Source organism: Pseudoalteromonas rubra, assembly GCF_000967655.1.
Classification (GTDB): Bacteria; Pseudomonadota; Gammaproteobacteria; order Enterobacterales; family Alteromonadaceae; genus Pseudoalteromonas; species Pseudoalteromonas rubra_A.
Genome location: NZ_JXYA01000029.1, coordinates 1 through 24,222 on the forward strand (window position 1 = coordinate 1; position 24,222 = coordinate 24,222).

The window sequence follows — 24,222 nt, forward strand, 5'->3', positions numbered from 1 at the left end:
ACGAAAGTCGGTTTTTTTGTGTCTGAATTTTAGTTTGAGTTTGGTGCGAGTGAGCACATGTCTTTGCGTGATTTCTTCCGTCGTAAATAGTTGCAAAGGTGAGCCATCGCACCGCACAATCTCGATACAGTTTGCTTTCCCCTGAGAACTTTTGTGCGCCAGACTATCCATGCTTTTCTTAAGATGATTATCATCAGTGTCCTCCTTTGCTCATTTCAAACACGGGCGATTGAGGTTGCCGCTGAGCGCACAGATCAGTATCTGCCCTTGCTAAAAGGCAAGCGAGTGGGTTTGGTTGTGAACCAGAGTGCGCGGGTGGGTGATCAGCACCTGCTGGATTATCTGACAGACAATCAGGTTAATGTCGTCCGGACCTTTGCCCCAGAGCATGGATTTAGGGGGAACAAAGGAGCGGGTGTTTACATCGATGATGGCAAAGATGTAAAAACGGGCGTGCCCATTGTCTCCTTGTACGGCACCAATAAAAAGCCTAAACCCGATCAGCTTGCAGACGTAGACATGCTGGTGTTCGATATCCAGGATGTGGGGGTACGATTTTACACTTACCTCAGCACTTTATTTCTGACCATGGAAGCCGCCCAGCAAGGTGGGATCAGTTACCTGGTGCTGGACAGGCCCAACCCCAATATTGCTTATGTTGATGGCCCGGTACTGGACCCCCGCTTTCGCTCATTCGTTGGCATGCTGCCGGTGCCTGTCTTACATGGTATGACGCTCGGTGAGCTGGCGCTGATGAGTGTCGGTGAGGGGTGGTTAAGAAGTCCCGGGCGATTGGACCTGACGGTGATCCCGGTCGCCAATTACAGTGCGCAGGATGACTATGAGCTCCCCACAGCGCCGAGCCCTAACTTACCGAATCAACGCGCCATCTATTTGTACCCTTCATTATGTTTATTTGAGGCGACGCAGGTGTCTGTTGGGCGAGGGAGTGACTTTCCGTTTCAGGTATTTGGTCATGATCGGGTTCGGCTCGGCAAGTTCGCTTTTTCACCGCGCTCAATACCTGGTGCAGCAATGCACCCTAAGCTAAAGGGCAAAACGGTCTATGGTGAAGACCTGCGCTATTCCGTGCAGCGAGGATTGTCGTTAGACTGGCTAGTGCAGGCACACAGTGCGTTTGAGCAACAGGGTAAGACGCTGATCAATTCACCGCGCTTCTTTGATAAGCTGGCGGGCACGGATGTGATCCGCCTGGCACTGGAACAAGGTCTGAAAGCACATCAGATTGAATCCATCTGGCAACAGGAAGTGCAGGCGTTTAAGACACGCCGCCTGCCTTACCTGCTTTATGCACGTGAGTAATATTAGCTCAGTCGTGAAAGACCGCGCGCATATTATCATTGGCGCGCTCCACTCGGCGCTGCCAGTGCAAATTTGACTGCGCCAGCGCAACAAACAAGGTATCGATAAGATAACATTGCGACGCCCGGGCCAGTATAGCGCTGTGATCTACAGGCTCTACTTCTTGCACGGTAAATAAAATATGATCGGCAATGTCACTGAGCCGGGAGTCGCCATAACGGCTGATGGCAAACAGGCGGCACTCGTTGTATTTTGCCTGCTCGGCCAGCTTCAGTAACGCTTTGGTTTGGCCTGAGTTGCTGATCACAATCAATAAATCTTCTTTGCCCATGGAGGCGATATAGCTGGCAGCACTGTATTCGTCACTGTGGCAAACAGCGGAAATGCCGACCTTTTGCAGCTTAAAGGCAAAATCCTGTGCCACTGACCAGGATGCCCCTTTCGCGCAGATCAGGACTTTGCGTGCTGCTTTTAAGGCTTGTACGCTGCGTTCAAACTCAGCACTGCTATTGAGTTTTTGTGTTGCACTGAGTGTTTTGTGTTGATTAGCAATGAGTTTTTCACTGATGTCTGCCAAAGAGTCGCTCTGTTCAAACTGCGCAGAGGGGGCAGCCTGATCACTCGCTTGCTCATTCAGCGCGTCTACAACAGCAAGTTTAAATGCGGGAAAGCCCCGGTATCCTAATTTCTGTGCAAATTTTACGACACTCGACTGACTCACCCCGGCCGCTTTGGCCAGTTCAATAGACGATAAAGTACGTATCTGGCTCCCCGAACTAAGGGTAAAGTCGGCGAGTTTTGCCTCACTTTGTGAGAGAGTTGGCCTTAATGCCTTTATTTTAATAAAAGTAGACATGCGCTTCACTTGGTAACCTGTACTAACAGAGGTGTCCATATTATAGGTTCAAAGATGACAATGTAATAGATCAGAAAGATATATTATTGCGCTTTTTAATCTGGTTGGTACCTAAAAAAGTTCTTTTTGTTGCGTTTGTAAATTCAGCCGCGAAAAGCTTGGTTTTTTCCACGCAACTATTTAAGCTAACGGGTTTACAGCTTGATCTAATAATTAGTAATAGGGAATCTATGTCCTGGTATTCGATTTTACCGCCTTTGATAGCCATTGCCGTGGTGTTCTGGCGCAAAGAGGTCATTGTGGCGCTGATCCTGGCGCTGATCTCGTCGGAATTTCTGCTCGCGCAGAATGGTGATGGCAATGCGTTATTTGCCACCTTTATTAATAGCATTGAGCGCATTGTCAGTGTGGCCACCTCTCCTGGAAACAGCCGGATCCTGCTGTTTAGTATCGTGATTGGCGCGTTGCTGGCTTACATCAGAGAGTCTGGTGGGGTGGGTGCGACGGTAAATAAGCTGCTGAATATCGGTGTCGCAAAAAGTAAACGTCAGGTCGGTTTGCTGACTATGTTCACCGGTATGGCGGTTTTTATTGAGTCAAATATGAGTGTGCTGACGTCGGGGATCGTATCCCGGGGATTGTTTGACAAGTTCAAAATGAGCCGCGCACGCCTTGCCTATATCATAGACAGTACCAGTGCACCCGTGTGTATTTTGATCCTGCTCAACGGCTGGGGCGCCTATGTGCTGGGTTTGCTAAGCAACTATGAGTTAGAGCAGTCGGCAGTCAGTATTTTGTGGGGCAGCGTGGCCTTTAATTTTTATGCCATCATCGCTTTGCTGATTGTGTTTTACACCATTGTTTTTGACAAAGTGCATGGTCCGATGAAAGTCGCCGAGCGAGCGCTGACAAAGCAAGATCAGGAGATAGACAAAGGCCCCGCGGCAAGCAAAGCTCGATTTATGCTCGTACCATTGGCAACGCTTATCATCAGTATGCTGGGCTTTATGTTATGGACTGGTGGTGGAGAGCTGGCCCAGGGGAGTGGCTCAAAGTCCGTGTTATATGCCACGGTACTGGCAACGGCAGTTGCCTATTTACTGTTGCTTAAAGCCCGTCATTTTACCCATCAACAACTGGTCGATGTGGGCTTCAAAGGGATGGGGGAGTTATTGCCTCTGGTGAGTATCGTATTGCTGTCATTGACGCTGGGCGCGAGTTTAAAAGAGCTGGGCACTGGGGTGTTTGTTGCATCGTTAGTGGGTGATTACTTACCTGTTTACTTTATTGTGCCTGTGCTGTTCTTAACGGGCGCCGTGATGTCTTTCACTACAGGGACTTCCTGGGGCACGTTTGCGATTCTGATCCCCATTGGGGTGCCGTTGATCCAGACCTTAGGATTGCCTCCATCGCTGGTTGTGGGTGCGATCCTCAGTGGCGGTATCTTTGGCGATCACTGCTCCCCCATCTCAGACACTAGTGCGGTGTCAGCCCTGGCATCAGGGTGCGATCTGCTGGAACACGTAAAAACCCAGCTGCCTTATGCGATGGTAGGCGGTGCGCTGGCATTGCTCTGCTTCTTCGTTGCCAGCGTGGTGATGATTTAAACCAGATTGTTCGCCAGCCTGTCAGGCTGGCGACATTAAGGGCAGGCGTACACGGTGCGTGGAACCGCAGCGATGGTGGTTAAGTGACCGTCGGTGTTTTTGTCCAGTGCGAGCATCTGACCGGGCGCCAGCTCTGATAAAACGGGCTCGCCCTGCAATGCATCGAGTACCGAGTGCTTGATTTCCAATAACGTTTTATTTCGGCAGTCGGCAACAAACCAGGTATCCTGGTCGCTGTGAACCAGTCGGCCATAAAAGTGTTGCTCGCTGAGTCGCTTTTGCTGCTGGCTAAATTGCTTATCCAGCGCCTGTTTTTGTTCCCGAATGTGCGTAACATAATGACCTTGTTCAACACTGTGGGTTTCAACCTGCTCATAGTCGTCATAGCTCAGCGCATACACAGGCACGGTCGCGTGTTGCGAGTGCTCTTGCGTTACCATCACCGTGGCCAGCACCAGGAGTGCGCCGCACGCTAAAATCCACTGACCTCGTTGCCACCAGCTGACTTGCCTGACGGCAGCATTGGCAGCGCGACAAGTTTGCTTGAGCTGACGCTGTTGCAGTGCGGAGGGCTTATGCTGTTGTTTTGCCTGCTGATAAGCCTGCCTGAGCTGTTCTGCCTGCTGTTTGTCACTCATCATCTTCTCCTAATACGTTTTTCAGCGCAGCCCGGGCGTAGCGTAGTCGGGTTTTGATGGTTTCCTGGGGCGCATTCGTGATACTGGCGATTTGCTGCAAGGAGAACCCTTCCAGTTGCAGACTAATTGCCTCTCTTTGCAGCAGCGGCAAGGATAAAATCGCGTCATATAAGGACTGGTGCGACGCAATACTGGGCTCCGTGGCTGGCAGGTGCTGCTCTAAAGAGTCCATGTAGGATAGCCGCTGTTGTTTGCGCAATTCATCAATCAGGGCATTTCGGGCCAGCTTAAACAGGAAAGCCTTGGGCGCCTGGCTGGTATGATAAGCCTGACGCTTTTCAACCACAGTGAGCCAGGTTTTCTGACAGACATCTTTGGCCAACTCACCGTCACTCTGAGTCAGTAAAAAGTGATATAAATCGTGGTTGTACTTATCTATGGCCAATTCCAGGTACTTATTTTCCCCACTCAGTTTGAACTCATATAAAGGATCGGCAGGCTCAGTTTCGATTGCCGACAGCCAGTTTTTTAATGTAAGTAGCATAGGCAGTTCCTTGTTTTTATTGGTATGTGCCCGCATGCACCTGAGTTTTCACTCAGGCGCACAACCTTCATCTTAATTCTGGTTGAGCTTGAACTCCAGCACGACCTTTTGCCCGCTTTGCGCCTTAGGCTGACCATCGACCACTTGCGGGCGGTATTTCCAGCGTTTCAGCGCTTTAAGTGCCTCACGGTTGAACACTCGTTTGGGTTCTGCGTTTGCGACTCGGGCATCAACCACTTCACCTGTTTCTGAAATCGTAAAGTGCAGCTCTACCCAGCCTTCTGTACCATCTCGTGCGGCTATGGTCGGGTAGCGCGGCTCGACTCGCACAATGGGCGTAGCTTGCATATCCGTAGGCTGCATGGATGAGTCCATTTGTATCGGGCCTGTCTCGACAACGGGTGTGCCACCCAGCCCGCTGAGTGCCATGGTGGGCACTTCCGCATTCAGCGTCGGCTTCGGCGGTGCTTTAGGTGCAGGTTTTGGCGGTGGCGGCAGGGGCTTTTTGGTTTCGACCGGACTATCTTGTTTTACGTCGGGCAGAAAAATTGGCGTATACGTGATTGGGTCTTGCTCAAACGCCAGATCCTGGCTGAGCAGGTACTGCATAAAGGCAAAGGCCGCAAAGGTGATGCCACAGGCCCCCAGAAACGACAGGAAAATCTTATTCAGAGTCTGAAAAGGGTGAGGGGACTGCTGTGCTAAAAATTGACCGTTCATAGGCGTGCTCCTTGATGATTTATCAGTAAAACGGGGATGAGGTCAAAAAGGGGTGAAGTAGTTCGCGTTTTTTTCCCGGATTACGTTAGAATGCGCACAATAACTGTCGCTATCCGGTCGGAAAAAGACCTAAGTAGCGTCTGTGCATTGCAGTAAGTGGGAGACAAGATGCAACTGTTAGAGATAGATAAAACACGTTACAGAAAACACCTGAACATAGTGATCGCGGCCTGTATTGCAGCGCTGGTGATTGGCAGTCTGGGCATCGCCCGGGTGTTAATTGTGGCATTTCCGGATCCGGATGGCAGCCACTTCCACTGGAATCTGACAGGCGTGGTACTGACGTGTGTGATGATAGCCGCTGTGCTTAAACGGGTGCAGCATCATCCGTTTATGTATGAAGTTAACTATGTCTGGCAACTCAAGCAGGCGCTGAACAAGGTCACTCGCAAGATGGCCAAGGTAAAAAAGGCCGCCCAACAGGGCGATGTGGACGCCATGCTTGCCATGCAATTCAGTTACAGTGGCTCACGCCAGCTGTGGCAGCTTGATGACAATACCCTCACCATGGAAGAGCTGGGCATTTGGCAGGCAGAGCTGGATGCGCTGACTAATCAGTATCAAGTGACACTGGACATCACCCGCTATGATGCCTCGTTGTTGGATAAGTTCTGAGTTTTATCCGCTGGGTAGGCCAATATTTTTGAGCTGTTACTCAGAGTAAAAGGTAAAGCTATTTCTGGAGGTCTTTTTGATGCTGTACATAGCAACGTCGGCGCACTCAACCAGGCCTTTGAGATTTTCAGCATGCTGAGGAAAGTGGGCAATACCAATGCTGGCACCCACCGCCAGCTCGGTTTGCCCCTCACGGTGCTCAAATGGCATAGGTTGGTTAATCGCTTCCAGCAACGTCTGTGCAAGGCGAGTTAGTTCTTGCTGTGTGATGTCTAATCGGGCGACTAAAAACTCGTCACCTCCCCAGCGACACACCAGGTCGGTGGTGTCCATTGTCACAGATAGCTGATTGGCAATGTGCTTCAGCAACGCGTCTCCTGCGTTGTGACCGTAGACATCATTGATAGGTTTGAACTTGTCGAGGTCGATTAGCAGCAGGCTAAATGTACACTGGTTGTCTATCCAGTCGAGTAGCATAAGCTCTGCGCCGTAACGATTGTAAAGCCCCGTCAGGCTGTCTCTTTGGGCTCGCTTGTTGAGCTGGTTTAGCATGGTTTTGCGCAGGGTAATATCGGCAAGAAACACCTGAAAATACCATTGTCCGTCACTGAGGGTATTGAGCACAATAATGCTCAGCCATACCGTAGACTGTGTCAGCGGGTTAATAAATTCAAACTCAGACTGCATCACCTGCTTTTGCTTGATGCTGTTTTCGGTGAAGGTATAGAGAATATCCGGGGTTTTACAGTACAGCCCAAGGTTTTCGGGAAAGCGTTCATCGACATCAATGCCCATGCCCACGAGCAGATCTTTGGCGGCGTCATTGATGAGTAAAATATCCCCTTCGTCTTTCACAAGCAAAGTGGGTGAAGAGGACTGTTCAAACATCAGTCGAAAGCGTTTTTCCAGCTCGACGACTTCGGCTCTGAGGCTGCGCTCTTGCTCAAATAAGGCTTCAGCTTTATCCAGTAAGGTGTTGATCCCCAGCTCAATTCGGCCGATTTCATTATGACTGGCATGTTTGTCTATCTTCAAGCGCTGGGCACTACCCGGCAGTATTTTTGCAAGCGACCTGCCGAGCTGATTGAGCGGTCGGGTGACTTGCCAGTACACCAAAGTCGAGAGCAGTATGATGATGGGCAGGATCACGACTAGCATAGTTTTGACGCCACCCAAGGCAATACTGCGGGCATTTTGTTCAATGATGAGTGTATTGGGCGCTATGTGTATCATGCCGATGTTTTCGGACAGAAAAAACGGGTTAACCAGTTTTATTTGGATGCTGCCCGGTCCACTGTGCAAAATACTCTTGGCTAGCAGCGTATCTTTGCTAACCAGCGCGGCCGACAGAATTATATCGTTACTTATCAGTCCATTGACGACTTCAGTCGCCAAATCTTTGTCTTCGAGGTACGCGGCAATCGAGGCGGTGGAAGAGACGGTTTTGCCTATCTGCATTACGGTGCCGTTAGCACGCGCCAGCTCTTCTTCAAATACATGTCGATAATATAGTTTTGCGTAGATCACACTGAACAGCAGCGTCGTCAGACTCAGTAAAAGGGTTAGCCGTGTGATCAAACTGTGTTTATTGAACAAAACGATACACCACTTTGACGTCCTCAGTAACCGCTGTTGCGGGCACATAACCAATAGCATCCGGGGTCGATGCAACTTCCTCAAGTATAGCGTCGATTGATTGATACGCTTGTGGAAAAGAGGCCTTACCACTAAATTTTACCTGCGACCAGTAAGCATTGATCTGGCTGATAGGGCGGCCCGTCAGAGTAGTCAGGAAAAGAGTACGTAATGGATGTCCCTGCTCATAGTCGAGCACTTTGGCCAGGGTGCCATCGGGGAAGGCGGTGTATTTGCCCATGTAGAGATCGACGATCTGATGTTGGGATAGCTGCGGGTTTGGGTTGTCACGGTGAACAATTACCACCAGGGGGTCAGTGGCATTGGCCGAGCAGGTGGTGAATAGCAGCAGCTTTAAGATGATGCAGCAAAAAACCTGTAGTCGCATCAGAACACCCAATTCAGACTCAGGCCAAGTGACTGAAAGTACTTGTCATGCTTGGATGAAGACAAGTTTTTGTGAAGATAAAAAGCCGATGGCAGATGATTGGCCTGGGTGTGATCCAGCTGGACTTTAACTGCCAAAGTGGAGGTCAGGTCCCGCCGCCAGCTTAACGACCAGGTATGTTGATCTATCAGGTAGAAATTGGTGTGACGGATCACCCCATGATAGAGAACATCAAGTTCTGGTGTGCTCAGCAATGGCCCCGGATCAACACGATTGTTAGATTTTGCCGCGCTGAAGGTGAGTAGCCAGGTGTCATCTTCCTGGTGCATTCCGGCGCTCACATAACCTGCTTTTAAATGGTTTAGTACCTCAGAGTGAGAGTCGATGTAGGCAAGCTCACCTTGCAGTATCCATTGGCTGTCGTCATACATGGCCCCTACGGTAAAGTAATTAAACCGTTTGCCTTTTATCTGCAAAGATTCAATCAAAGCCTGGCGAGTCGGCCAAAGATCATCGGGTATGGGCTGTAACGCTCTGAGTAATTGGCCTTGTTGCTCATTGGTGTTACCGGCTTTGGTGGTGGTGTAGTTGCTGCGGATCAGCCAGTTTTGGCTTTGTAATGACAGGCTCATGCCATAAATTGACTCTAACTCAACATCCCAGATAAAGTCGTTGTCGCTGACTATGGGTGCATTTGAGCGCCCGGCAAAAACCTTGTAACTCAGCACGCTTTGCGCAAATGGATAGGTATAAGTAACATCAAAGCCATCGAGGTTTTGATGCGGTACAACGGCGTAAAATTCTGTTGGCGGGTGGCCATAATTAAACGCAAAACCAATATCCCGGTACTCCGTCATCATATACAGATCAAGGCCGGTGCGCCCTGCACGAAATTGCCAGTTGGGTGTCAGCGTATAGCGTGCAAAAGCCATTTGAATGAGGTAATCCAGCTTGTATTCTTTGCGCTCTTTAAGCACGGCCTGTGCTACCCACTGTAGTTGTGACGATGATTGCCAGTCGAGTTGCAAACCTATGGAGGAGTTAGCAAAGCTGGGCTCCCCCAGATAGCTGACATCGGGCTGAGAGATCACATGTCGGATCCCGGCGGTTTGAGAGTTACTGATGTTAATATCTAAAGTAGCAAAGCCGTCTACTTTTAACTCATCTGCTTGTAGAGCTAAGCTCAGGCACCAGAGCAGAGATAAAAACATCACAAATGTCGAGCGCATCAGTTACCATTAAGATATTATTTCAGTAGAAAATGCATGAGTGCGAGTGGCACCGGGCAGTTCTTATACCAGCGCACTTCGTTAAGCTGTTAATCCTGCGGCGAAGAATCACGTCGGTATTAATCCCTCGGATCGCTGCTGTATTAATGCAAGCTGGTATTACTATCCTAGCGGTGTTCGGTGTATTTGCCAGTATTTCGTCGGAGGACTTGTAACTGAGCAACTTTGTCACCATATAGTCAGTTACAGTATTCTTTGTGATATTATCACATTTTTGCAATTAGGTATTTTGTAGTCGTGGCACAAGTAAGAGCAAGAGTTGAGCTGAATGTTGGGCAGCGTAGTCATATCCCCGCGGAAATCGTCTCATTTGAAGGGTTGCAGGATGGCCAGGAGCATGTTGCCCTGGTATTTAATCGTGCCGATAGCGAACAATCGGTGCCTTTGATCAGAATGCATTCTGAGTGTTTAACGGGTGATGTGTTTCACTCATCGCGGTGTGACTGTGGTGAGCAGCTTAATGAGAGCATCGAAGCTATGCACCTCCAAGGTGGTGTCCTGTTATATTTGCGCCAGGAAGGCCGGGGAATTGGCCTGTATAACAAAATCGACGCTTATGTGCTGCAGTCGCAAGGTATGAATACCTACGAAGCGAATAACCACCTGGGCTTTGACGACGATTTACGCGATTTTTCGGACGCTGTACTGATGCTACAGGCACTGGGCCTGAACCATGTGCGCCTGATGACCAACAACCCTCGTAAGCTGAATGCACTCAGAGATGCCGGTATTCAGGTTGAGGAAGTAGTCGGGACACATGCCCATGTTAAAGTTGGGGTGGCCGGGAATCGTAATTACCTCGAAACCAAGGTAAAGCATGGCTCACACATGTTAGACATTAAAAAAATTAAGAAGCCGGACGAAATCTAGGCCGGTTGCTATGTGCGGGTCAGTCGCACTTCACGGCTGGCCAGTATCGACTCAGATGTAACAGGTGATGAGTTGAAAATTCCCCCATCTGACCTTTTAAGTCCTCCTGTGACCCAGTATAATTGCTCCGTTTCACAATGAATTGATGAATATGCCAACAGAATTTAAAACATTTACCGCCGGGTTTGGCTTGCAATGGCTAAAAGCCGGGTGGATTATTTTCAAGTCTCAGCCCTTTACCTTCGTAATGATGTACCTGCTCATGGTTGTTGTGAGCCTGGTGCCTTTTGTCTTTCCGCCGTTGCAGCTGGTAGCTGTACTGGCATCGCCCTTTCTGACTGCGGGTTTTTATCTGGCAGTGGTAAAAAAACAGCAAGGTCAGGCCATTACGCTGGCCGATATTTTAGCGCCTTTTTCCACTAAAGGCCGACGACTGAACCTGTTTCGCTTTGGTTTGTACCAAATGGGTGTGGCCTTATTATTGAGCGCCTTGTTGGGGGTACTGTTTGGCCCGGCACTGGAGGTGTTGCAAAACGTCAACGAGCAGAGCGATGAAGCGCAAGTGCTGGCACAGGTGATCGCGCAAATTACTTTTGCGGACATCGCTATTTTTGTGGTGATCCAATCGCTGGCGATGATGGCCTTTGCTTATGCGCTTCCTTTGGTGTTTTTCCGCGATGAAGCGCGTATTATTCAGGCGATGAAGCAATCATTAACGGTGTTTTATCACAATATGGCCCCGCTGACGGTATTTGGGCTGTTGGTGGCATTGCTGATGCTGCTGTCTATTCCAATGTCGCTGGTACCGCTGCTTGTGGTGATGCCTATTGCGTACATCGGTTTTTTTGTGTCTTTTCAGGCTATTGTATCAGCGTCAGAGCCGCCGGCGTCAAATGACAATACACCACCACAGCAACAGCAGCAAAGTGGTCGGTTTGACGCTTGATGGATCAACAAGATATTGAAAAAAAGCTGAAGAACTACGCCCTTTGGTTATTGTCCAGACAGGAGTATTCTCGTCAGTTACTGGCTCAGAAGTTACGCGCAAAAGATGGCGAAGAGGCATATATTACGCGTTTGCTTGACTGGCTAGAATCGCTTGGCTATCTGGATGATAAGCGCTATTGCGCGAGTTTTTTGTCCCAGCAAGTGGCCAAGGGGCTTGGCGAAAAACGTGTTATGATGGACGCGCAACGCAAAGGTGTCGATAAATCATATTTACAGCACTTAATAGAAGAACAAGAAGTCGACTGGTTTAGCGTGGCCTTGCGCGCCTACGAAAAGAAATACAGCCGTTCGACAAATCAATTGGATTATAAAGAGAAGTCAAAACGAATTCGCTACATGATGTCGCGTGGATTCCGTTATGACGAAATAGATTATGCTATCGAGGCATACTCACAGGGTGAGTAATGCCTGTCACTACAGCAGCAAAAAAGGGTAATGAGCACATGCAGCAGATGACGACCGCACAGATAAGGCAGAGCTTTCTTGACTACTTTGCCAAACAACAACACCAGGTGGTGCCTTCAAGTTCACTGATCCCGGGTAATGACGCCACGTTGCTATTTACCAATGCCGGAATGGTGCAGTTTAAAGACGTGTTTCTGGGCGGTGAGAAACGTCCTTACAACCGCGCGACCAGCTCACAACGCTGTGTGCGTGCCGGGGGTAAACACAATGACCTGGAAAATGTAGGTTACACTGCGCGTCACCACACCTTTTTCGAAATGCTGGGTAACTTCAGCTTTGGCGATTACTTTAAAAAAGATGCCATTCGTTTTGCCTGGGAATTTCTGACTAAAGAAATCAACCTGCCTAAAGAAAAGTTGTTGGTCACTGTCTATCACGACGACCAGGAAGCTTATGATATCTGGTCAAAAGATATGGGGGTGCCGGAAGACAAAATCATCCGTATCGCAACCTCCGACAACTTCTGGTCAATGGGTGACACAGGCCCGTGTGGCCCTTGTTCGGAAATTTTCTACGACCATGGCGAAGAGATCTGGGGCGGACCTCCGGGCTCACCGGAAGAAGACGGTGACCGATTTATTGAGATCTGGAACCTGGTCTTTATGCAGTATAACCGTCACGCCGATGGCACGATGGAACCGCTGCCTAAACAGTCGGTTGATACCGGTATGGGTCTTGAGCGTATTTCTGCAATTATGCAGGGCGTGCACTCTAACTACGAGATTGATCTGTTCCAGGCATTGATTGCTGCTGCGGCTAAAGTAACCGGAGCCCAGGATCTCGAAGACAAATCACTGCGTGTTATCGCGGACCACATTCGCTCTTGTGCCTTTTTGATTGCCGATGGGGTGATGCCATCCAACGAAGGGCGCGGTTATGTATTGCGTCGTATCATTCGTCGTGCAGTGCGTCACGGCAACAAGCTGGGTGCCAAAGGCGCATTCTTCTATCAGCTGGTCAGCGCCCTGAGCGAGCAAATGGGTGACGCTTACCCTGAGCTGGTTAAACAAGGTGCTATCATCGAAAAAGTCCTGCGTATCGAAGAAGAGCAGTTTGGCAAAACGCTGGACCGTGGTCTGGCTATCCTTGAAGAGCACCTGGCCTCACTCGAAGGCGATGTGATCCCGGGTGATGTGGTGTTTAAGCTTTATGATACCTATGGTTTTCCGGCGGATTTGACCGCGGATGTAGCTCGTGAGCGCTTTATGACTATCGATGAGCGCGGCTTTAAAGACTGCATGGAAACTCAGCGTAAAATGGCTCAGCAGGCCGGTAAATTTGGTGCCGACTACAACGAGCAGCTGAAATCTGAAAAATCGTCAGACTTTAAGGGCTATGATGCCACTCACTATACCGGTACTGTGGTAGAGCTGTTCAAAGAAGGTCAGTCTGTTTCAGTACTTGAAGACGGTGAAACGGGTATTGTGGTACTGGATCGCACGCCGTTTTACGCCGAATCAGGTGGTCAGGTTGGTGATACCGGTAGCCTGAAAGTTGCGGCGGGTGAGTTTGTTGTCACAGATACGCAAAAGCTGGGTAATGCCATTGCGCATCACGGTCAGGTTACAGGCCGTATTGGTGTCAATGACAAAGCGGATGCTCAGGTAGATGCAGCGCGCCGTGAAGACATCAAGAAAAACCACACAGCAACACACATTCTACACGAAGCATTGCGCCAGGCGCTGGGCGAGCATGTTGCTCAGAAAGGCTCACTGGTCATGGCAGACAAGCTGCGCTTTGACTTTTCTCACTTCGAAGGAGTGAGCAAAGCCCAACTGCGTGAGATTGAAGATACCGTGAATGCCCAGATCCGCACTAACTTCGCACTCAATACTGAGTTAATGGACATAGATGCGGCCAAAGAAAAAGGTGCCATGGCACTGTTCGGCGAAAAGTACGACGACGAAGTGCGCGTAGTCTCGATTGGCGATTACTCTATCGAGCTGTGTGGTGGTACACACGTGTCTCGCGCCGGTGACATTGGCTTGTTCAAAATCGTCTCTGAAGGCGGTATTGCAGCGGGCGTGCGCCGTATTGAAGCGGTAACCGGTGCTGAAGCCATTAATTATGTGGCCAATCAGGAGCAAACCCTGGCTGAGATAGCGGCACTGGTAAAAGGTGATAACAGCAGCGCGCTGGATAAAGTTGCGGCACTGATTGAAAAAGCCAAGGGCCTTGAAAAGCAGGTGTCTCAGCTGAACGATAAGCTGGCCAGCGCTGCGGGTGCTTCACTACTGGAGTCGGCGACAGACATCAACGGCATTAAAGTGCTGGTTGCGAATGTGGCAGGTACCGAGTCGAAAGCGCTGCGTGGCATGGTTGATGACCTGAAGAACAAAATGGGTTCAGGCGTTATCGCGCTGGGCGTGGCCAATGGCGACAAAGTCAGCCTGATAGCCGGTGTGACCAAAGACTTGGTCGGCCGTGTGAAAGCAGGTGAGCTGGTTAACCATATGGCTGCACAGGTAGGCGGCAAGGGCGGTGGTCGTCCGGATATGGCGCAGGCAGGTGGTTCTGAACCACAAAACCTGGATGCGGCACTGGCCAGTGTTTCAGCGTGGCTGGCTGAGAAAACTCAGTAACACGTGGCCCTTATTGTTCAAAAGTTTGGTGGCACTTCGGTGGGGTCAATTGACCGCATCGAAGCGGTCGCCGATTTGGTGGTCAAAACCCGACAGGCTGGCCATCAGGTGGTGGTCGTACTGTCTGCTATGTCTGGTGAAACCAATCGCCTGGTTGAGCTGGCCAAACAGATAGACGCTCAGCCGAGCCCCAGAGAACTGGATGTGCTGCTGAGTACCGGTGAGCAGGTATCTATTGCTTTGCTGGCCATGGCTATCATCAAGCGTGGTCACTCCGCCATCAGTTTATTGGCTGATCAGGTGGGCATAGTGACCGACAATATGTTCGGTCGTGCCCGCATTGCCCAAATAGATACGGTACGTTTACAACAAGAGCTGCAGCAGCACCATATCAGCATTATTGCGGGTTTTCAGGGCCGTGATCTGGAAGGTAACATTACCACCTTAGGTCGGGGCGGGACGGATACCAGTGCCGTGGAGATAGCCGCTGCGCTCGGGGCTGATGAATGTCAGATCTACACTGATGTGGATGGGGTTTATACCTGCGACCCCCGAATTGAACCTAAAGCCCGCCGCATGACCCAGGTTACCTTTGAAGAAATGCTTGAGCTTGCGAGCTTAGGCGCCAAGGTCTTGCAGATCCGCTCTGTTGAAGCAGCTGGCCGCTATACCTTACCACTGCGTGTTTTATCCACCTTCAAACCGGATGCCGGGACCTTGATTACCTACGAGGAAAACCCCATGAAGAATAAAGTGGTGTCGGGGATTGCCCACCAAAAGGACGAGTGCTTACTGACTATCAGACAGGCACCAGATGGCCCCGCAACGCTGGCTTCGATCTTGTCGCTGTTAGGCGAATATGCGATAGAAGTCGACATGATCAGTCAAATGAATCAACAGACTGGCAAAATAGACTATGCTTTAACTGTGCATAGCAATGATCATCTGCAGGCGCTGGATGTGCTCAAGACGCATCAGCACACGTTTGGGGCAGTTGAAATCGAGAGTAATACAGCCGTTGCAAAAGTCTCAGCGGTAGGGGTGGGATTAAAGTCGCACTCTGCGAATGCCGGTACATTTTTTTCGGCGCTGGCAGCAGAGAATATTTCACCTTTGTTAGTTGCAACCTCGGAAATAAAGATTTCAGTATTAATCGATGAGCGATACCTTGAGTTGGCAGTACGTGCTCTGCATGACGCTTTTAAATTGGAAAGTGACGAATAAGCAATTATTTTGCTTACTTTTACGGAAACTTTTCATTAAAATGACCAAGACGCGGAATCTTTTAAATTTTGGAATAACAGGAGCAAGAGAATGCTAATTCTAACTCGCCGTGTAGGCGAAACTCTAATGATAGGTGATGAAGTAACTGTAACCGTATTAGGTGTTAAAGGAAATCAAGTTCGTATTGGCGTTAACGCCCCTAAAGATGTTTCTGTACACCGTGAAGAGATCTACATGCGTATTCAGGCTGAAAAGTCTAACCCGACTACGGGTAATATGTAATCTACAATTCCCGGCGCACAGCCCGGTAGAATTCGAAAAAGTAGCCACTCAGTCGTGGCTATTTTTTTTGCTCAAAATATATTGCAAGGCCTCGTCAGACAGGGCTTTTTTAGAAATGTACTGGTTTGTACCGGCGCGCACCAGCACCACGCCCAGCTCGGTTTCTGCTATTTCATTCACCTCTGACCAGGGGATCTGATAAGACTTATACGGGTTAGTGGCCGTGACGCCCTGCTCATTAATGTCCAGTGTTATTTTGCTGCCACTGGCACGGGTGACCATTTGCCTTGCCACCCACCAGGGGCGTCGGTAATAGTGTGCGATACACTCTAAAACAGCCAATAAAATTAAAAAGTTACCTAAGTAGACATTATCTAAGCCATAGATGGCAACACAGCCCAGGACGAACAAAAATGCGACCAGGGCATACTTAGGTTTGCTGACATTGCTGTAAGGCAATGACTGATCAAAACATTCGCGAAAGTAATCTTTATCCAGCGTAAACTCGCAGTGAAACACAAACACAACTCCAGTTATTTCATCCAACCATTATACCCCGAAATCTTCCACATGAGCGACTTTACGTAAACTGCGGATTGGTCTTGTATAGCACTGTTAACATTTTACAAAATAGCTGTCTTGGTCATACCAATTATATGTTTCTGTTCAGGGTAAGGTGGTGGGTGAATAATTTTTATGCCATCTGCTTATTTTTGTCGGGTATCTTGACTATTTTTCATATTTATTCCCCTGTTTTCATTAAATTTTCATTTGGATTATCGTAACAGGTTGAAATTGTGTGTAATTTGTTATTGGTAATACCAATTTACAGCTTGGTTTACAAAGCAGGCGGTTTTGTTATGATGATTGCATAATTATCTATAAATTGTGGCTATCTATTGTATCTGCATGATGCCACGCAAAAAAATGTTAACAACAAGGGGAGAGCAGAGATGGACATAACCGCCTTACTGGCTCAGGCCGCCAACTTAATGCTTACCGGCATGGTCGGGGTGTTTGTATTCTTGTCTATTTTGATCATCGCAGTGAAGGGGCTATCCAAATTCGCCGCCCCGGATGAGCCGGTGCAACCAAGGTCACAGGCAGCCAAGTCAAAGCCTGCCGGCGCTGAGCAAGTGCCCGCAGAAAACCTGGCGGCTATCAGTGCCGCGATTTCGCAATACCGTAACCAGCACTTCCCATCAGAAAAATAATCAAGGGGTCATTTATGTCACAGCTCAAACTAACAGAATTGGTACTGCGCGATGCACATCAGTCGCTACTGGCCACGCGTATGCGCCTTGAGGATATGTTGCCAATCGCTGAAAAACTCGATCAGATTGGCTACTGGTCAGTGGAATCCTGGGGAGGTGCCACTTTTGATGCATGTATTCGTTATCTTGGTGAAGATCCCTGGTATCGGATCCGTGCCCTCAAAGAAGCCATGCCAAATACCAAGCAACAGATGCTGTTAAGGGGTCAAAACCTGTTGGGATACCGGCACTATGCGGATGATGTTGTCGAAAAATTCGTTGAGCGTGCCCATCATAATGGGGTGGATGTCTTCCGTATTTTTGATGCCATGAATGATGTACGTAACCTGGAAACTGCGATTCGCGCTGCCATTAAAGTGGGCGCACATGCCCAGGGCACCATCTCTTATACAGTCAGCCCGGTACACACGCTGGAGATGTGGCTGGCGCAGGCGAAGCAGCTGGAACAAATGGGCTGTCATTCAATTTGTATTAAAGACATGGCCGGGTTGCTCAAGCCTTATGACGCTGAAGTGTTGATCCGGGAGCTGAAAAACACCGTGTCTGTGCCCATTGCAATGCAATGTCATGCCACCACGGGTCTGAGCACTGCCACTTATCAAAAAGCGGTCGATGCGGGCATTGATATGCTGGATACCGCGATTTCTTCAATGAGTATGACCTATGGTCACAGTGCCACAGAGACTTTGGTGTCGATTGTTGAGGGCACTGAAAGAGATACCGGACTGGACTTATTGCAGCTTGAAGAAATTGCGGCTTATTTCCGTGATGTTCGTAAAAAGTATGCGGCCTTTGAGGGCAGCCTTAAGGGCGTGGATGGCCGCATTCTGTCTGCCCAGGTGCCAGGTGGTATGCTGACCAATATGGAAAATCAGCTCAAAGAGCAAGGTGCAGGGGACCGTCTGGATGAAGTACTTAAGGAGATCCCATCGGTCCGTCAGGACTTGGGTTATTTGCCGCTGGTGACACCTACCTCGCAGATAGTCGGGACCCAGGCTGTACTGAATGTGCTGACCGGGGAGCGCTATAAAACCATCACCAAAGAAACCGCGGGCGTGCTTAAAGGTGAATACGGGAAAACACCGGCAGCGGTTGATGCCGCGCTGCAACAGCGAGTGCTCGATGGAGCAGAAGCGATCACCTGTCGTCCGGCAGACTTAATCGAACCGGAGCTGGCGCAGCTTGAGTCCGACCTACTTGATAAAGCCAAGAGCATGTCACTGAAACTCAGTGATGCGGTGGTTGATGACGTGCTTACTTATGCCCTGTTCCCGCAGATAGGTCTGAAATTTATACAAAACCGGGATAACCCGGCGGCATTTGAGCCGAAACCTGAGCTGGTACAGAACAACTCAGCTGCTCCAAAACCGGCACAATCTAAAGCATCACAAGAGCGCTACAGTGTTCAGGTCGATGGCAAGGTTTACAATGTGGTGGTTGCACCGGGCGGTGAGTTACAGGAAGTGGCGGTCAAGGACAGCGAGCTGATGCCACAATCGGCCTCAGTGAGCAGTGGTGAAACGCTCAACGCGCCACTGGCCGGTAATATTTTCAAACTCCATGCCCGACGCGGAGATGTGGTAGAGCAAGGCGATTTGGTGTTGATCATGGAGGCAATGAAGATGGAAACCGAAGTGCGCGCGACGCACAGCGGTAAAATTGCCGATATCCTGGTTAATGAAGGTGACTCTGTATCGGCTGGCGACGCCATCGTCGAGCTGGCATAGGAGGCCTGTAATGGATGGACTTGTGAACCTGTGGTCAGCGACGGGGCTGGCCAACCTGACCTTTCCCGCACTGGCCATGATAGCGGTTGGTTGTGGCTTACTTTATCTGGCAATTGCAAAAGGGTTTGAGCCCTTGCTATTGGTGCCAATTGGCTTTGGTGCCATTTTGACCAATATTCCGGTTGCGGGTCTGGCCGATCCCGGTGGCCTGCTGTATTACGTGTATTACATTGGCATCGACAGTGGGGTATTTCCGCTACTGATCTTTATGGGCGTTGGTGCGCTGACTGACTTCAGTGCGCTGATCGCGAACCCCAGAATGTTGTTGCTGGGCGCCGCTGCTCAGTTTGGTATTTTTGCGACCCTGTTTGGTGCCATTTTACTGAATTATGTGCCTGGCTTTGAATTTACCCTGCAAGATGCGTCGGCAATTGCGATTATCGGGGGCGCTGATGGCCCGACGGCCATATTCCTGGCTTCACGCTTGTCGCCTGAGTTGTTGGGGGCCATTGCGGTGGCTGCATATTCCTACATGGCGCTGGTGCCTATCATTCAGCCGCCCATTATGCGCTTACTCACGACAGAAGAAGAGCGAAATATTGCTATGCCTCAGTTAAGAGCGGTCTCTAAGCAGGAGAAGATCCTCTTCCCACTGGGTGTGCTGGCACTGACCTTACTATTCTTACCGGCGGCAACGCCACTGGTTGGGATGTTCTGTCTGGGCAACCTGATGAAAGAATCCGGGGTGGTTGATCGCCTGAGTAACTCAGCTCAAAACGAAATCATCAATATAACGACCATTTTCCTAGGTCTGGCAGTCGGCTCTAAGCTGGCCGCAGATCAGTTCCTGACGGTAGAGACAATCGGGATCCTGGTGCTGGGAGCCGTGGCCTTTAGCATTGGCACAGCATCGGGGGTCTATATGGCCAAGGTGATGAACCGTTTTGCCGGTGACAGCCCCATTAATCCACTTGTCGGTGCGGCCGGGGTGTCGGCAGTGCCAATGGCTGCGCGGGTCGTGAATAAGGTCGGCCTGGAAAGCAATCCTCACAACTTCTTATTGATGCATGCAATGGGACCTAACGTGGCGGGGGTACTGGGTAGTGCCGTTGCTGCGGGTATCTTGCTTGCGCTAGTCGGTTAGCACTCTCCAACCTGTTGCGCGAAGTACTGCTTCGCGCTTTTTTCTTTTCCTCCTTATGATACCAATTTGACTTAATACTTGGTCAATTTGAAGGAGCAAATATGACGCTAACTGTGTTAAAAATTTCTCATTTAGAATAACTAAACAGCAAAATTTTTGCCTCGCCTATATGGATGTAGGTGCCTCAGCGATAGCAGGACGCGGGAGCGGTGTTATCGAACATATTTTCTCGCCTCAAAATAGAACACTTAATTAAGCAAATTGGTATGAACTGACCCAATGCTTGGCAAAGCAGGTACAGCTGTGGCATGGTATCGCCATCAACATAAGGAGCGCGTAGTTATGAATGTTCTGATAATTTTAGGCAGCCTGGTCGTCGCTTTGCTGATCCTGATCCCACTGCTTGAGAAATATCAAAGCCGCATGGGACTGGATAAAATGCAGAAGTACGGTAAATATATTTTGCCGTTGGTGATGGTTTCTATCGTGATCCGCCTGATTTACGATATGGTGCAGGGCTAGCCCGATGCGCTCAGCAGCACTGTGCTGCTGAGCGCATCGCTGTTACTCAACCTGTGATTGTAAATAGCGTTGAATAAACTCAGTGGCTTGCTGGTAGTGTGTTTCCAAAGTGTCACGTAGATGGATCAGGTCGTCACTGCTCAACTCCTCGCCTTTACAGCGTTGCTCAAACTCAGCCGCTACGTCGGCAACCCGATGCGCACCTATGGTCTTTGAAATCGATTTGAGCTGATGGCAGGCCTCTACGATTTCTTCCTGGCTCATAGAGATCACGGCGCCGTTGATATCCCGGGCCAGCTCACTGCTTTGCTCCAGATACATGCGGAAAAAGCGCAGTCGCTTGTTTGCATCATGATTGACATATTTGTCCAGCTGCGCGAGATCTATGGGCTCCTCGGGGGCTGTTTGTTGTGGCTCGGGCGCTTGCTCTGCCACTGGCTGTGCATCACTCGAGTCATCTACTGGCTCAGCGGTTTCTGCCGGGGCTTGGTGTTCGTTGTCAGCTGTATCCGGTTTAGCCGGTGCTTGTGATTGCGTGACAGGTTCTTGTGCCGCTGTCGGTACTGGCGTTGCTTTGTTTTCTGTCTGGACTTGTGCAGGCTTACCAGCCGATTTCTGCCAGGTTTCTAAGGTTGCTTCAAGTACATTCAGCTCAACCGGTTTAGTGATGTAATCATTCATGCCAGCTGCCAGGCAGCGGTCACGCTCACCTTTCAGTGCATTGGCGGTGATGGCAATGATGTAAGGCTGAGCATTGATGTCTGCCGCCTGCTCGGCCTCTTCACGGATCTTGGCCACCATGTCGTAGCCAGACATCTTAGGCATGTGCAGATCGGTTAGAATGATCGGGTAGTGGGCTTGTTGCCAGCGGGCCAGACCTTCTTCTCCGTTCTCGGCAACTTCAACACCATAACCAAGCAGATGCAACTGATCGGTCAGAACCTGCTGGTTCAGCACATTGTCCTCTACCAGCAGCACCAATTTATTGGCCGCTCTGGCATCGTCTACATTCAGGTATTTGTTCAATGACCGTGATGGCTTGAGTTTTTTCGGTTGATGCAGGCCTGCTGCGACCAAAATGGCGGTCATAAAGCTCGATTTACATAACGGCGCCGCGTTGAGATAGAAAATACGATCGTGGTTTAACGCCGGTTCATCCATGGTGCTGAGTACAATTACCTGTTGGTTATTGTGTTCAATAGAATAGAGCAAATCACGCAGCTGACCATTGACTTTGTCCATACCGTCCAGGCCATCGAGCACCCAGATCACATCGCTGTCGTACTGATATTCGCTCAGCTCATCCGCTTCTCTTAGCACCACAGTGTCTGCGCCCATAAAGGACAGATAACGGGCCACAATGTTTCGACGAGCATGCTCATGGGTCAGTACAGCTATTCTTTGTCCGTTCAGTACTGCTTTATTGGCATAAGCTATCTGGCCTTTGACACTAAACGGTAGCTCCACCACAAATTCACTGCCCATGCCTATGTCTGAGCTGACATGAATAGAACCCAGCATCAGTTCAACCAGGCTTTTACAGATCGATAAGCCCAGGCCGGTACCGCCGTATTCGCGGGTAATTGACCCTTCTGCCTGGATAAAGGGATTAAAAATCTCTCGCAATTGTGCCTGAGTCATCCCTTTACCATTATCGGTCACCGTAAAGCGCAGGGTGTAGTGCTCAGACGTGTTTTGCGCAACTTCTACGGCAATTTTCACAAAGCCACGTCTTGTGTCATCGGTGGTGGTGAATTTAATTGCATTGCTACACAGGTTGTATAGCACCTGACGAACTCGCACTGCATCACCCACCAGATTGTTTGGAATATCCGGTGCAATGGCCAGTTGCAGATCCAGTTTGCGCTTTCTTGCCACGGATGACAGCACCCGGGCCACTTCTTCAATGGTTTCGGCGACGGAAAAGACACTGTTATCCATCTGCAGTTTACCCGCTTCTATTTTTGAGAAGTCGAGAATGTCATCCAGTATGCCCAGCAATGAAAAGGCTGAGTCGCGAATAATGGTGGTCAGTCGATGTTGTGCACCATCCAGTTCGGTTTGGCGTAGCAAATCTATGGTGCCGATGACTCCATTCATTGGGGTTCTGATCTCATGGCTCATGGTGGCCAGGAAGGTGGTCTTGGCCTCACTGGCGCGCTCGGCATTCAGTGTGGCTTTCTCAAGAGCCAGGGTGCGGGCCTGCACTTCAGATTCTAAGCTGGTTTGTAACTGCTTTAGCTCCCTTTGTGCCGCCTGGTTGCCCTGAATGATGTCTCGGATCTGATTGATTAACTGATTAATGCCCACCGCGGTTTTCGACAGGCCAAAGCTTAGCTTTTCAGTGACATGAATATCGTAAGACTTTTGCGCCAGCAGATGCTGAAGTTCTTCGTTGAGCTCGTTCAAGTCTTTACTCAGACGACCTATGATCTGGCGTTTGAGGAAAATACCAAAGGCAATGGTCAGTAACAAAGCACACCCCGCCAGAATGATGCTGGTCATGGGGGTTGCATTCGACACAGGCTGTTTAGGTGCATACCTTAAAATCAATTCGCCTACCGGCAAATCATCCAGCACCAGGGGCTGGTGTACAACAAGCTCGCCCCCCTGATCGACTTTCGCCTGGCGCTTTATCGGCGTAATGCTTTGTTCATTAGTTTGATAGACCAAGCTGGCCTGGCCGATGCCGCTGTCGCTATATAAATACAATTCTATTTCTGGGTTGCTGGCTTCGAATGCAGAAAGAATTTGTTTGGCATAGTTGTAGCCCAGCTTCATCATGGAATGCGATAAAGGGGTTGCGATGTCCTTTGCCAGCAGCACAAGGTCGGGCCGCTGGGATGTGTCGGTGTTACTCTGGTGCTTATCGGGCCAAGTAAAAGCGGCGGCAGCAGAAATAGCTGCAATAATGATGGTAACGACAATAAACAGCGGCACGAAGCCCTTTATTTGCGTTTGCGACGAGTTTTCCATTATATGATTCCGAACCCAACTTTTGTGCTATGTTTCTTTGTTGGATGCAATCCTACCACCTATGCTGGATGAATTCTCCCCGTTTTTGCCCACCGCAGGCGATAAAACGGCGCGATAAAGTGCTTTAAAATACCAAATACAGAGGGAAATTTAAGCGATTAGTCGTGTTTTGTCGGAATAGTGGTCAGTCGAACACAGAGTTTAAAAAAAAAGTTGACTTAACAAGGCAAAACCCGTTTAATACGCCGCACGCCCAGATAGCTCAGTCGGTAGAGCAGAGGATTGAAAATCCTCGTGTCGGTGGTTCGATTCCGCCTCTGGGCACCATTTTTAAAAGGTGCGCCTGACTTAATCAGTTGGGTGAGATTAGACCGAAGCAACGCTTCGCAGCTAATCGAACGCGAGACAGGACGTCGAGCCGGAACGCTGCTTCAGGATGAATTATACAGCACAATATAACCAGTTTTAGCCCA

General features: G+C 49.6%; 22 protein-coding genes and 1 tRNA gene. 14 read left to right on the top strand and 9 right to left on the bottom strand.

All coding sequences use genetic code 11. From position 1 onward, the window contains the following. Nucleotides 1-183: 183 nt before the first annotated feature. Entirely contained in the window at nt 184-1,323 is a 1,140-nt protein-coding gene (locus TW77_RS13490) for an exo-beta-N-acetylmuramidase NamZ family protein (RefSeq protein ID WP_046005512.1), read from the top strand. A 7-nt stretch (nt 1,324-1,330) separates the two neighbouring features. Here TW77_RS13490 and TW77_RS13495 read toward each other — a convergent pair whose 3' ends face one another. Beyond that, complete coding sequence (locus tag TW77_RS13495; RefSeq protein WP_046005513.1) at nt 1,331-2,179, bottom strand: MurR/RpiR family transcriptional regulator; 849 nt, start codon at nt 2,177-2,179, stop codon at nt 1,331-1,333. A gap of 230 nt (nt 2,180-2,409) precedes the next feature. On the opposite strand from TW77_RS13495, the gene TW77_RS13500 reads away from it, so the two are divergent. Then, entirely contained in the window at nt 2,410-3,786 is a 1,377-nt protein-coding gene (locus TW77_RS13500) for a Na+/H+ antiporter NhaC family protein (protein WP_046005514.1), read from the top strand. 35 nt (nt 3,787-3,821) lie between these two features. On the opposite strand, the gene TW77_RS24300 is transcribed toward TW77_RS13500, so the two are convergent. The 3 genes from TW77_RS24300 to TW77_RS13515 form a co-directional block, all read right to left on the bottom strand. Continuing rightward, nucleotides 3,822-4,424, bottom strand: coding sequence for a hypothetical protein (locus TW77_RS24300; protein ID WP_052713180.1), 603 nt, complete (start codon nt 4,422-4,424; stop codon nt 3,822-3,824). Next, nucleotides 4,417-4,968 carry an RNA polymerase sigma factor gene (locus tag TW77_RS13510; protein WP_046005515.1) on the bottom strand — a complete coding sequence of 184 codons (552 nt, stop codon included), beginning with the start codon at nt 4,966-4,968 and terminating at the stop codon, nt 4,417-4,419. The genes TW77_RS24300 and TW77_RS13510 overlap by 8 nt, the downstream gene beginning before the upstream one ends. 72 nt (nt 4,969-5,040) lie before the next feature. Continuing rightward, nucleotides 5,041-5,688, bottom strand: coding sequence for an energy transducer TonB (locus TW77_RS13515; RefSeq protein WP_046005516.1), 648 nt, complete (start codon nt 5,686-5,688; stop codon nt 5,041-5,043). A gap of 168 nt (nt 5,689-5,856) precedes the next feature. Here TW77_RS13515 and TW77_RS13520 point away from each other — a divergent pair, with 168 nt between their 5' ends. Next, nucleotides 5,857-6,363 carry a DUF3087 domain-containing protein gene (locus TW77_RS13520; protein WP_046005517.1) on the top strand — a complete coding sequence of 169 codons (507 nt, stop codon included), beginning with the start codon at nt 5,857-5,859 and terminating at the stop codon, nt 6,361-6,363. A 36-nt stretch (nt 6,364-6,399) separates the two neighbouring features. Here the strand turns inward: TW77_RS13520 and TW77_RS13525 are convergent, their stop codons facing one another. The 3 genes from TW77_RS13525 to TW77_RS13535 are packed head-to-tail and all read right to left on the bottom strand — an operon-like array spanning nt 6,400 to nt 9,615. Next, nucleotides 6,400-7,941, bottom strand: coding sequence for a sensor domain-containing diguanylate cyclase (locus tag TW77_RS13525; RefSeq protein WP_240479492.1), 1,542 nt, complete (start codon nt 7,939-7,941; stop codon nt 6,400-6,402). A gap of 7 nt (nt 7,942-7,948) precedes the next feature. Then, nucleotides 7,949-8,386, bottom strand: a complete 438-nt coding sequence (locus tag TW77_RS13530; protein WP_156158670.1) for a hypothetical protein — start codon at nt 8,384-8,386, stop codon at nt 7,949-7,951. Next, the gene (locus TW77_RS13535; protein WP_046005519.1) at nt 8,386-9,615 is read right to left on the bottom strand and encodes a hypothetical protein; all 1,230 of its coding nucleotides are present in this window, start codon (nt 9,613-9,615) and stop codon (nt 8,386-8,388) included. The genes TW77_RS13530 and TW77_RS13535 overlap by 1 nt, the downstream gene beginning before the upstream one ends. 297 nt (nt 9,616-9,912) lie before the next feature. On the opposite strand from TW77_RS13535, the gene TW77_RS13540 reads away from it, so the two are divergent. The 6 genes from TW77_RS13540 to csrA all read left to right on the top strand — a co-directional run bounded on the left by TW77_RS13540 (nt 9,913) and on the right by csrA (nt 16,106). Beyond that, nucleotides 9,913-10,545: a GTP cyclohydrolase II gene (locus TW77_RS13540; RefSeq protein ID WP_046005520.1), complete on the top strand. Its 633-nt coding sequence runs from the start codon at nt 9,913-9,915 to the stop codon at nt 10,543-10,545. Between the two features lie 151 nt (nt 10,546-10,696). Further along, nucleotides 10,697-11,491 (top strand): BPSS1780 family membrane protein, encoded by a 795-nt coding sequence (locus TW77_RS13545; protein ID WP_046005531.1) that lies wholly within the window; start codon nt 10,697-10,699, stop codon nt 11,489-11,491. Beyond that, complete coding sequence (locus TW77_RS13550; RefSeq protein WP_046005521.1) at nt 11,491-11,958, top strand: regulatory protein RecX; 468 nt, start codon at nt 11,491-11,493, stop codon at nt 11,956-11,958. Before TW77_RS13545 ends, TW77_RS13550 begins: the two co-directional genes overlap by 1 nt. A 38-nt stretch (nt 11,959-11,996) precedes the next feature. Beyond that, nucleotides 11,997-14,600, top strand: a complete 2,604-nt coding sequence (alaS, locus tag TW77_RS13555) for an alanine--tRNA ligase (protein WP_046005532.1) — start codon at nt 11,997-11,999, stop codon at nt 14,598-14,600. Nucleotides 14,601-14,603: 3 nt separating this feature from the next. Beyond that, nucleotides 14,604-15,824, top strand: a complete 1,221-nt coding sequence (locus TW77_RS13560; protein WP_046005522.1) for an aspartate kinase — start codon at nt 14,604-14,606, stop codon at nt 15,822-15,824. Between the two features lie 90 nt (nt 15,825-15,914). Then, nucleotides 15,915-16,106, top strand: a complete 192-nt coding sequence (csrA, locus tag TW77_RS13565) for a carbon storage regulator CsrA (RefSeq protein WP_010386837.1) — start codon at nt 15,915-15,917, stop codon at nt 16,104-16,106. A 48-nt stretch (nt 16,107-16,154) separates the two neighbouring features. On the opposite strand, the gene TW77_RS13570 is transcribed toward csrA, so the two are convergent. Continuing rightward, nucleotides 16,155-16,631, bottom strand: coding sequence for a YcxB family protein (locus tag TW77_RS13570; protein ID WP_046005523.1), 477 nt, complete (start codon nt 16,629-16,631; stop codon nt 16,155-16,157). 428 nt (nt 16,632-17,059) lie between these two features. Between TW77_RS13570 and TW77_RS13575 the strand changes: the two genes are divergently transcribed. From TW77_RS13575 to TW77_RS13590, 4 genes are all read left to right on the top strand, one after another. Continuing rightward, nucleotides 17,060-17,320, top strand: coding sequence for an OadG family protein (locus tag TW77_RS13575; protein WP_046005524.1), 261 nt, complete (start codon nt 17,060-17,062; stop codon nt 17,318-17,320). Between the two features lie 14 nt (nt 17,321-17,334). Further along, the gene (gene oadA / locus TW77_RS13580) at nt 17,335-19,107 is read left to right on the top strand and encodes a sodium-extruding oxaloacetate decarboxylase subunit alpha (RefSeq protein WP_046005525.1); all 1,773 of its coding nucleotides are present in this window, start codon (nt 17,335-17,337) and stop codon (nt 19,105-19,107) included. A 10-nt stretch (nt 19,108-19,117) separates the two neighbouring features. After that, nucleotides 19,118-20,251 (top strand): sodium ion-translocating decarboxylase subunit beta, encoded by a 1,134-nt coding sequence (locus tag TW77_RS13585; RefSeq protein ID WP_046005526.1) that lies wholly within the window; start codon nt 19,118-19,120, stop codon nt 20,249-20,251. 342 nt (nt 20,252-20,593) lie between these two features. Further along, nucleotides 20,594-20,773 carry a hypothetical protein gene (locus tag TW77_RS13590; RefSeq protein WP_046005527.1) on the top strand — a complete coding sequence of 60 codons (180 nt, stop codon included), beginning with the start codon at nt 20,594-20,596 and terminating at the stop codon, nt 20,771-20,773. 42 nt (nt 20,774-20,815) lie between these two features. Here TW77_RS13590 and TW77_RS13595 read toward each other — a convergent pair whose 3' ends face one another. Then, nucleotides 20,816-23,749 (bottom strand): hybrid sensor histidine kinase/response regulator, encoded by a 2,934-nt coding sequence (locus TW77_RS13595; RefSeq protein ID WP_046005528.1) that lies wholly within the window; start codon nt 23,747-23,749, stop codon nt 20,816-20,818. Between the two features lie 251 nt (nt 23,750-24,000). On the opposite strand from TW77_RS13595, the gene TW77_RS13600 reads away from it, so the two are divergent. Next, nucleotides 24,001-24,076: transfer RNA gene (locus tag TW77_RS13600), tRNA-Phe, on the top strand. Nucleotides 24,077-24,222: the final 146 nt, after the last annotated feature.

Excerpts from the sequence above, each read along its gene's own strand:
- TW77_RS13490 (WP_046005512.1), top strand. The coding sequence starts at position 184 with ATGATTATCATCAGTGTCCTCCTTTGCTCATTTCAAACACGGGCGATT.
- TW77_RS13495 (WP_046005513.1), bottom strand. The coding sequence starts at position 2,179 with ATGTCTACTTTTATTAAAATAAAGGCATTAAGGCCAACTCTCTCACAA.
- TW77_RS13500 (WP_046005514.1), top strand. The coding sequence starts at position 2,410 with ATGTCCTGGTATTCGATTTTACCGCCTTTGATAGCCATTGCCGTGGTG.
- TW77_RS24300 (WP_052713180.1), bottom strand. The coding sequence starts at position 4,424 with ATGAGTGACAAACAGCAGGCAGAACAGCTCAGGCAGGCTTATCAGCAG.
- TW77_RS13510 (WP_046005515.1), bottom strand. The coding sequence starts at position 4,968 with ATGCTACTTACATTAAAAAACTGGCTGTCGGCAATCGAAACTGAGCCT.
- TW77_RS13515 (WP_046005516.1), bottom strand. The coding sequence starts at position 5,688 with ATGAACGGTCAATTTTTAGCACAGCAGTCCCCTCACCCTTTTCAGACT.
- TW77_RS13520 (WP_046005517.1), top strand. The coding sequence starts at position 5,857 with ATGCAACTGTTAGAGATAGATAAAACACGTTACAGAAAACACCTGAAC.
- TW77_RS13530 (WP_156158670.1), bottom strand. The coding sequence starts at position 8,386 with ATGCGACTACAGGTTTTTTGCTGCATCATCTTAAAGCTGCTGCTATTC.
- TW77_RS13535 (WP_046005519.1), bottom strand. The coding sequence starts at position 9,615 with ATGCGCTCGACATTTGTGATGTTTTTATCTCTGCTCTGGTGCCTGAGC.
- TW77_RS13545 (WP_046005531.1), top strand. The coding sequence starts at position 10,697 with ATGCCAACAGAATTTAAAACATTTACCGCCGGGTTTGGCTTGCAATGG.
- TW77_RS13550 (WP_046005521.1), top strand. The coding sequence starts at position 11,491 with ATGGATCAACAAGATATTGAAAAAAAGCTGAAGAACTACGCCCTTTGG.
- alaS (WP_046005532.1), top strand. The coding sequence starts at position 11,997 with ATGCAGCAGATGACGACCGCACAGATAAGGCAGAGCTTTCTTGACTAC.
- csrA (WP_010386837.1), top strand. The coding sequence starts at position 15,915 with ATGCTAATTCTAACTCGCCGTGTAGGCGAAACTCTAATGATAGGTGAT.
- TW77_RS13575 (WP_046005524.1), top strand. The coding sequence starts at position 17,060 with ATGGACATAACCGCCTTACTGGCTCAGGCCGCCAACTTAATGCTTACC.
- oadA (WP_046005525.1), top strand. The coding sequence starts at position 17,335 with ATGTCACAGCTCAAACTAACAGAATTGGTACTGCGCGATGCACATCAG.
- TW77_RS13585 (WP_046005526.1), top strand. The coding sequence starts at position 19,118 with ATGGATGGACTTGTGAACCTGTGGTCAGCGACGGGGCTGGCCAACCTG.
- TW77_RS13590 (WP_046005527.1), top strand. The coding sequence starts at position 20,594 with ATGAATGTTCTGATAATTTTAGGCAGCCTGGTCGTCGCTTTGCTGATC.
- TW77_RS13595 (WP_046005528.1), bottom strand. The coding sequence starts at position 23,749 with ATGGAAAACTCGTCGCAAACGCAAATAAAGGGCTTCGTGCCGCTGTTT.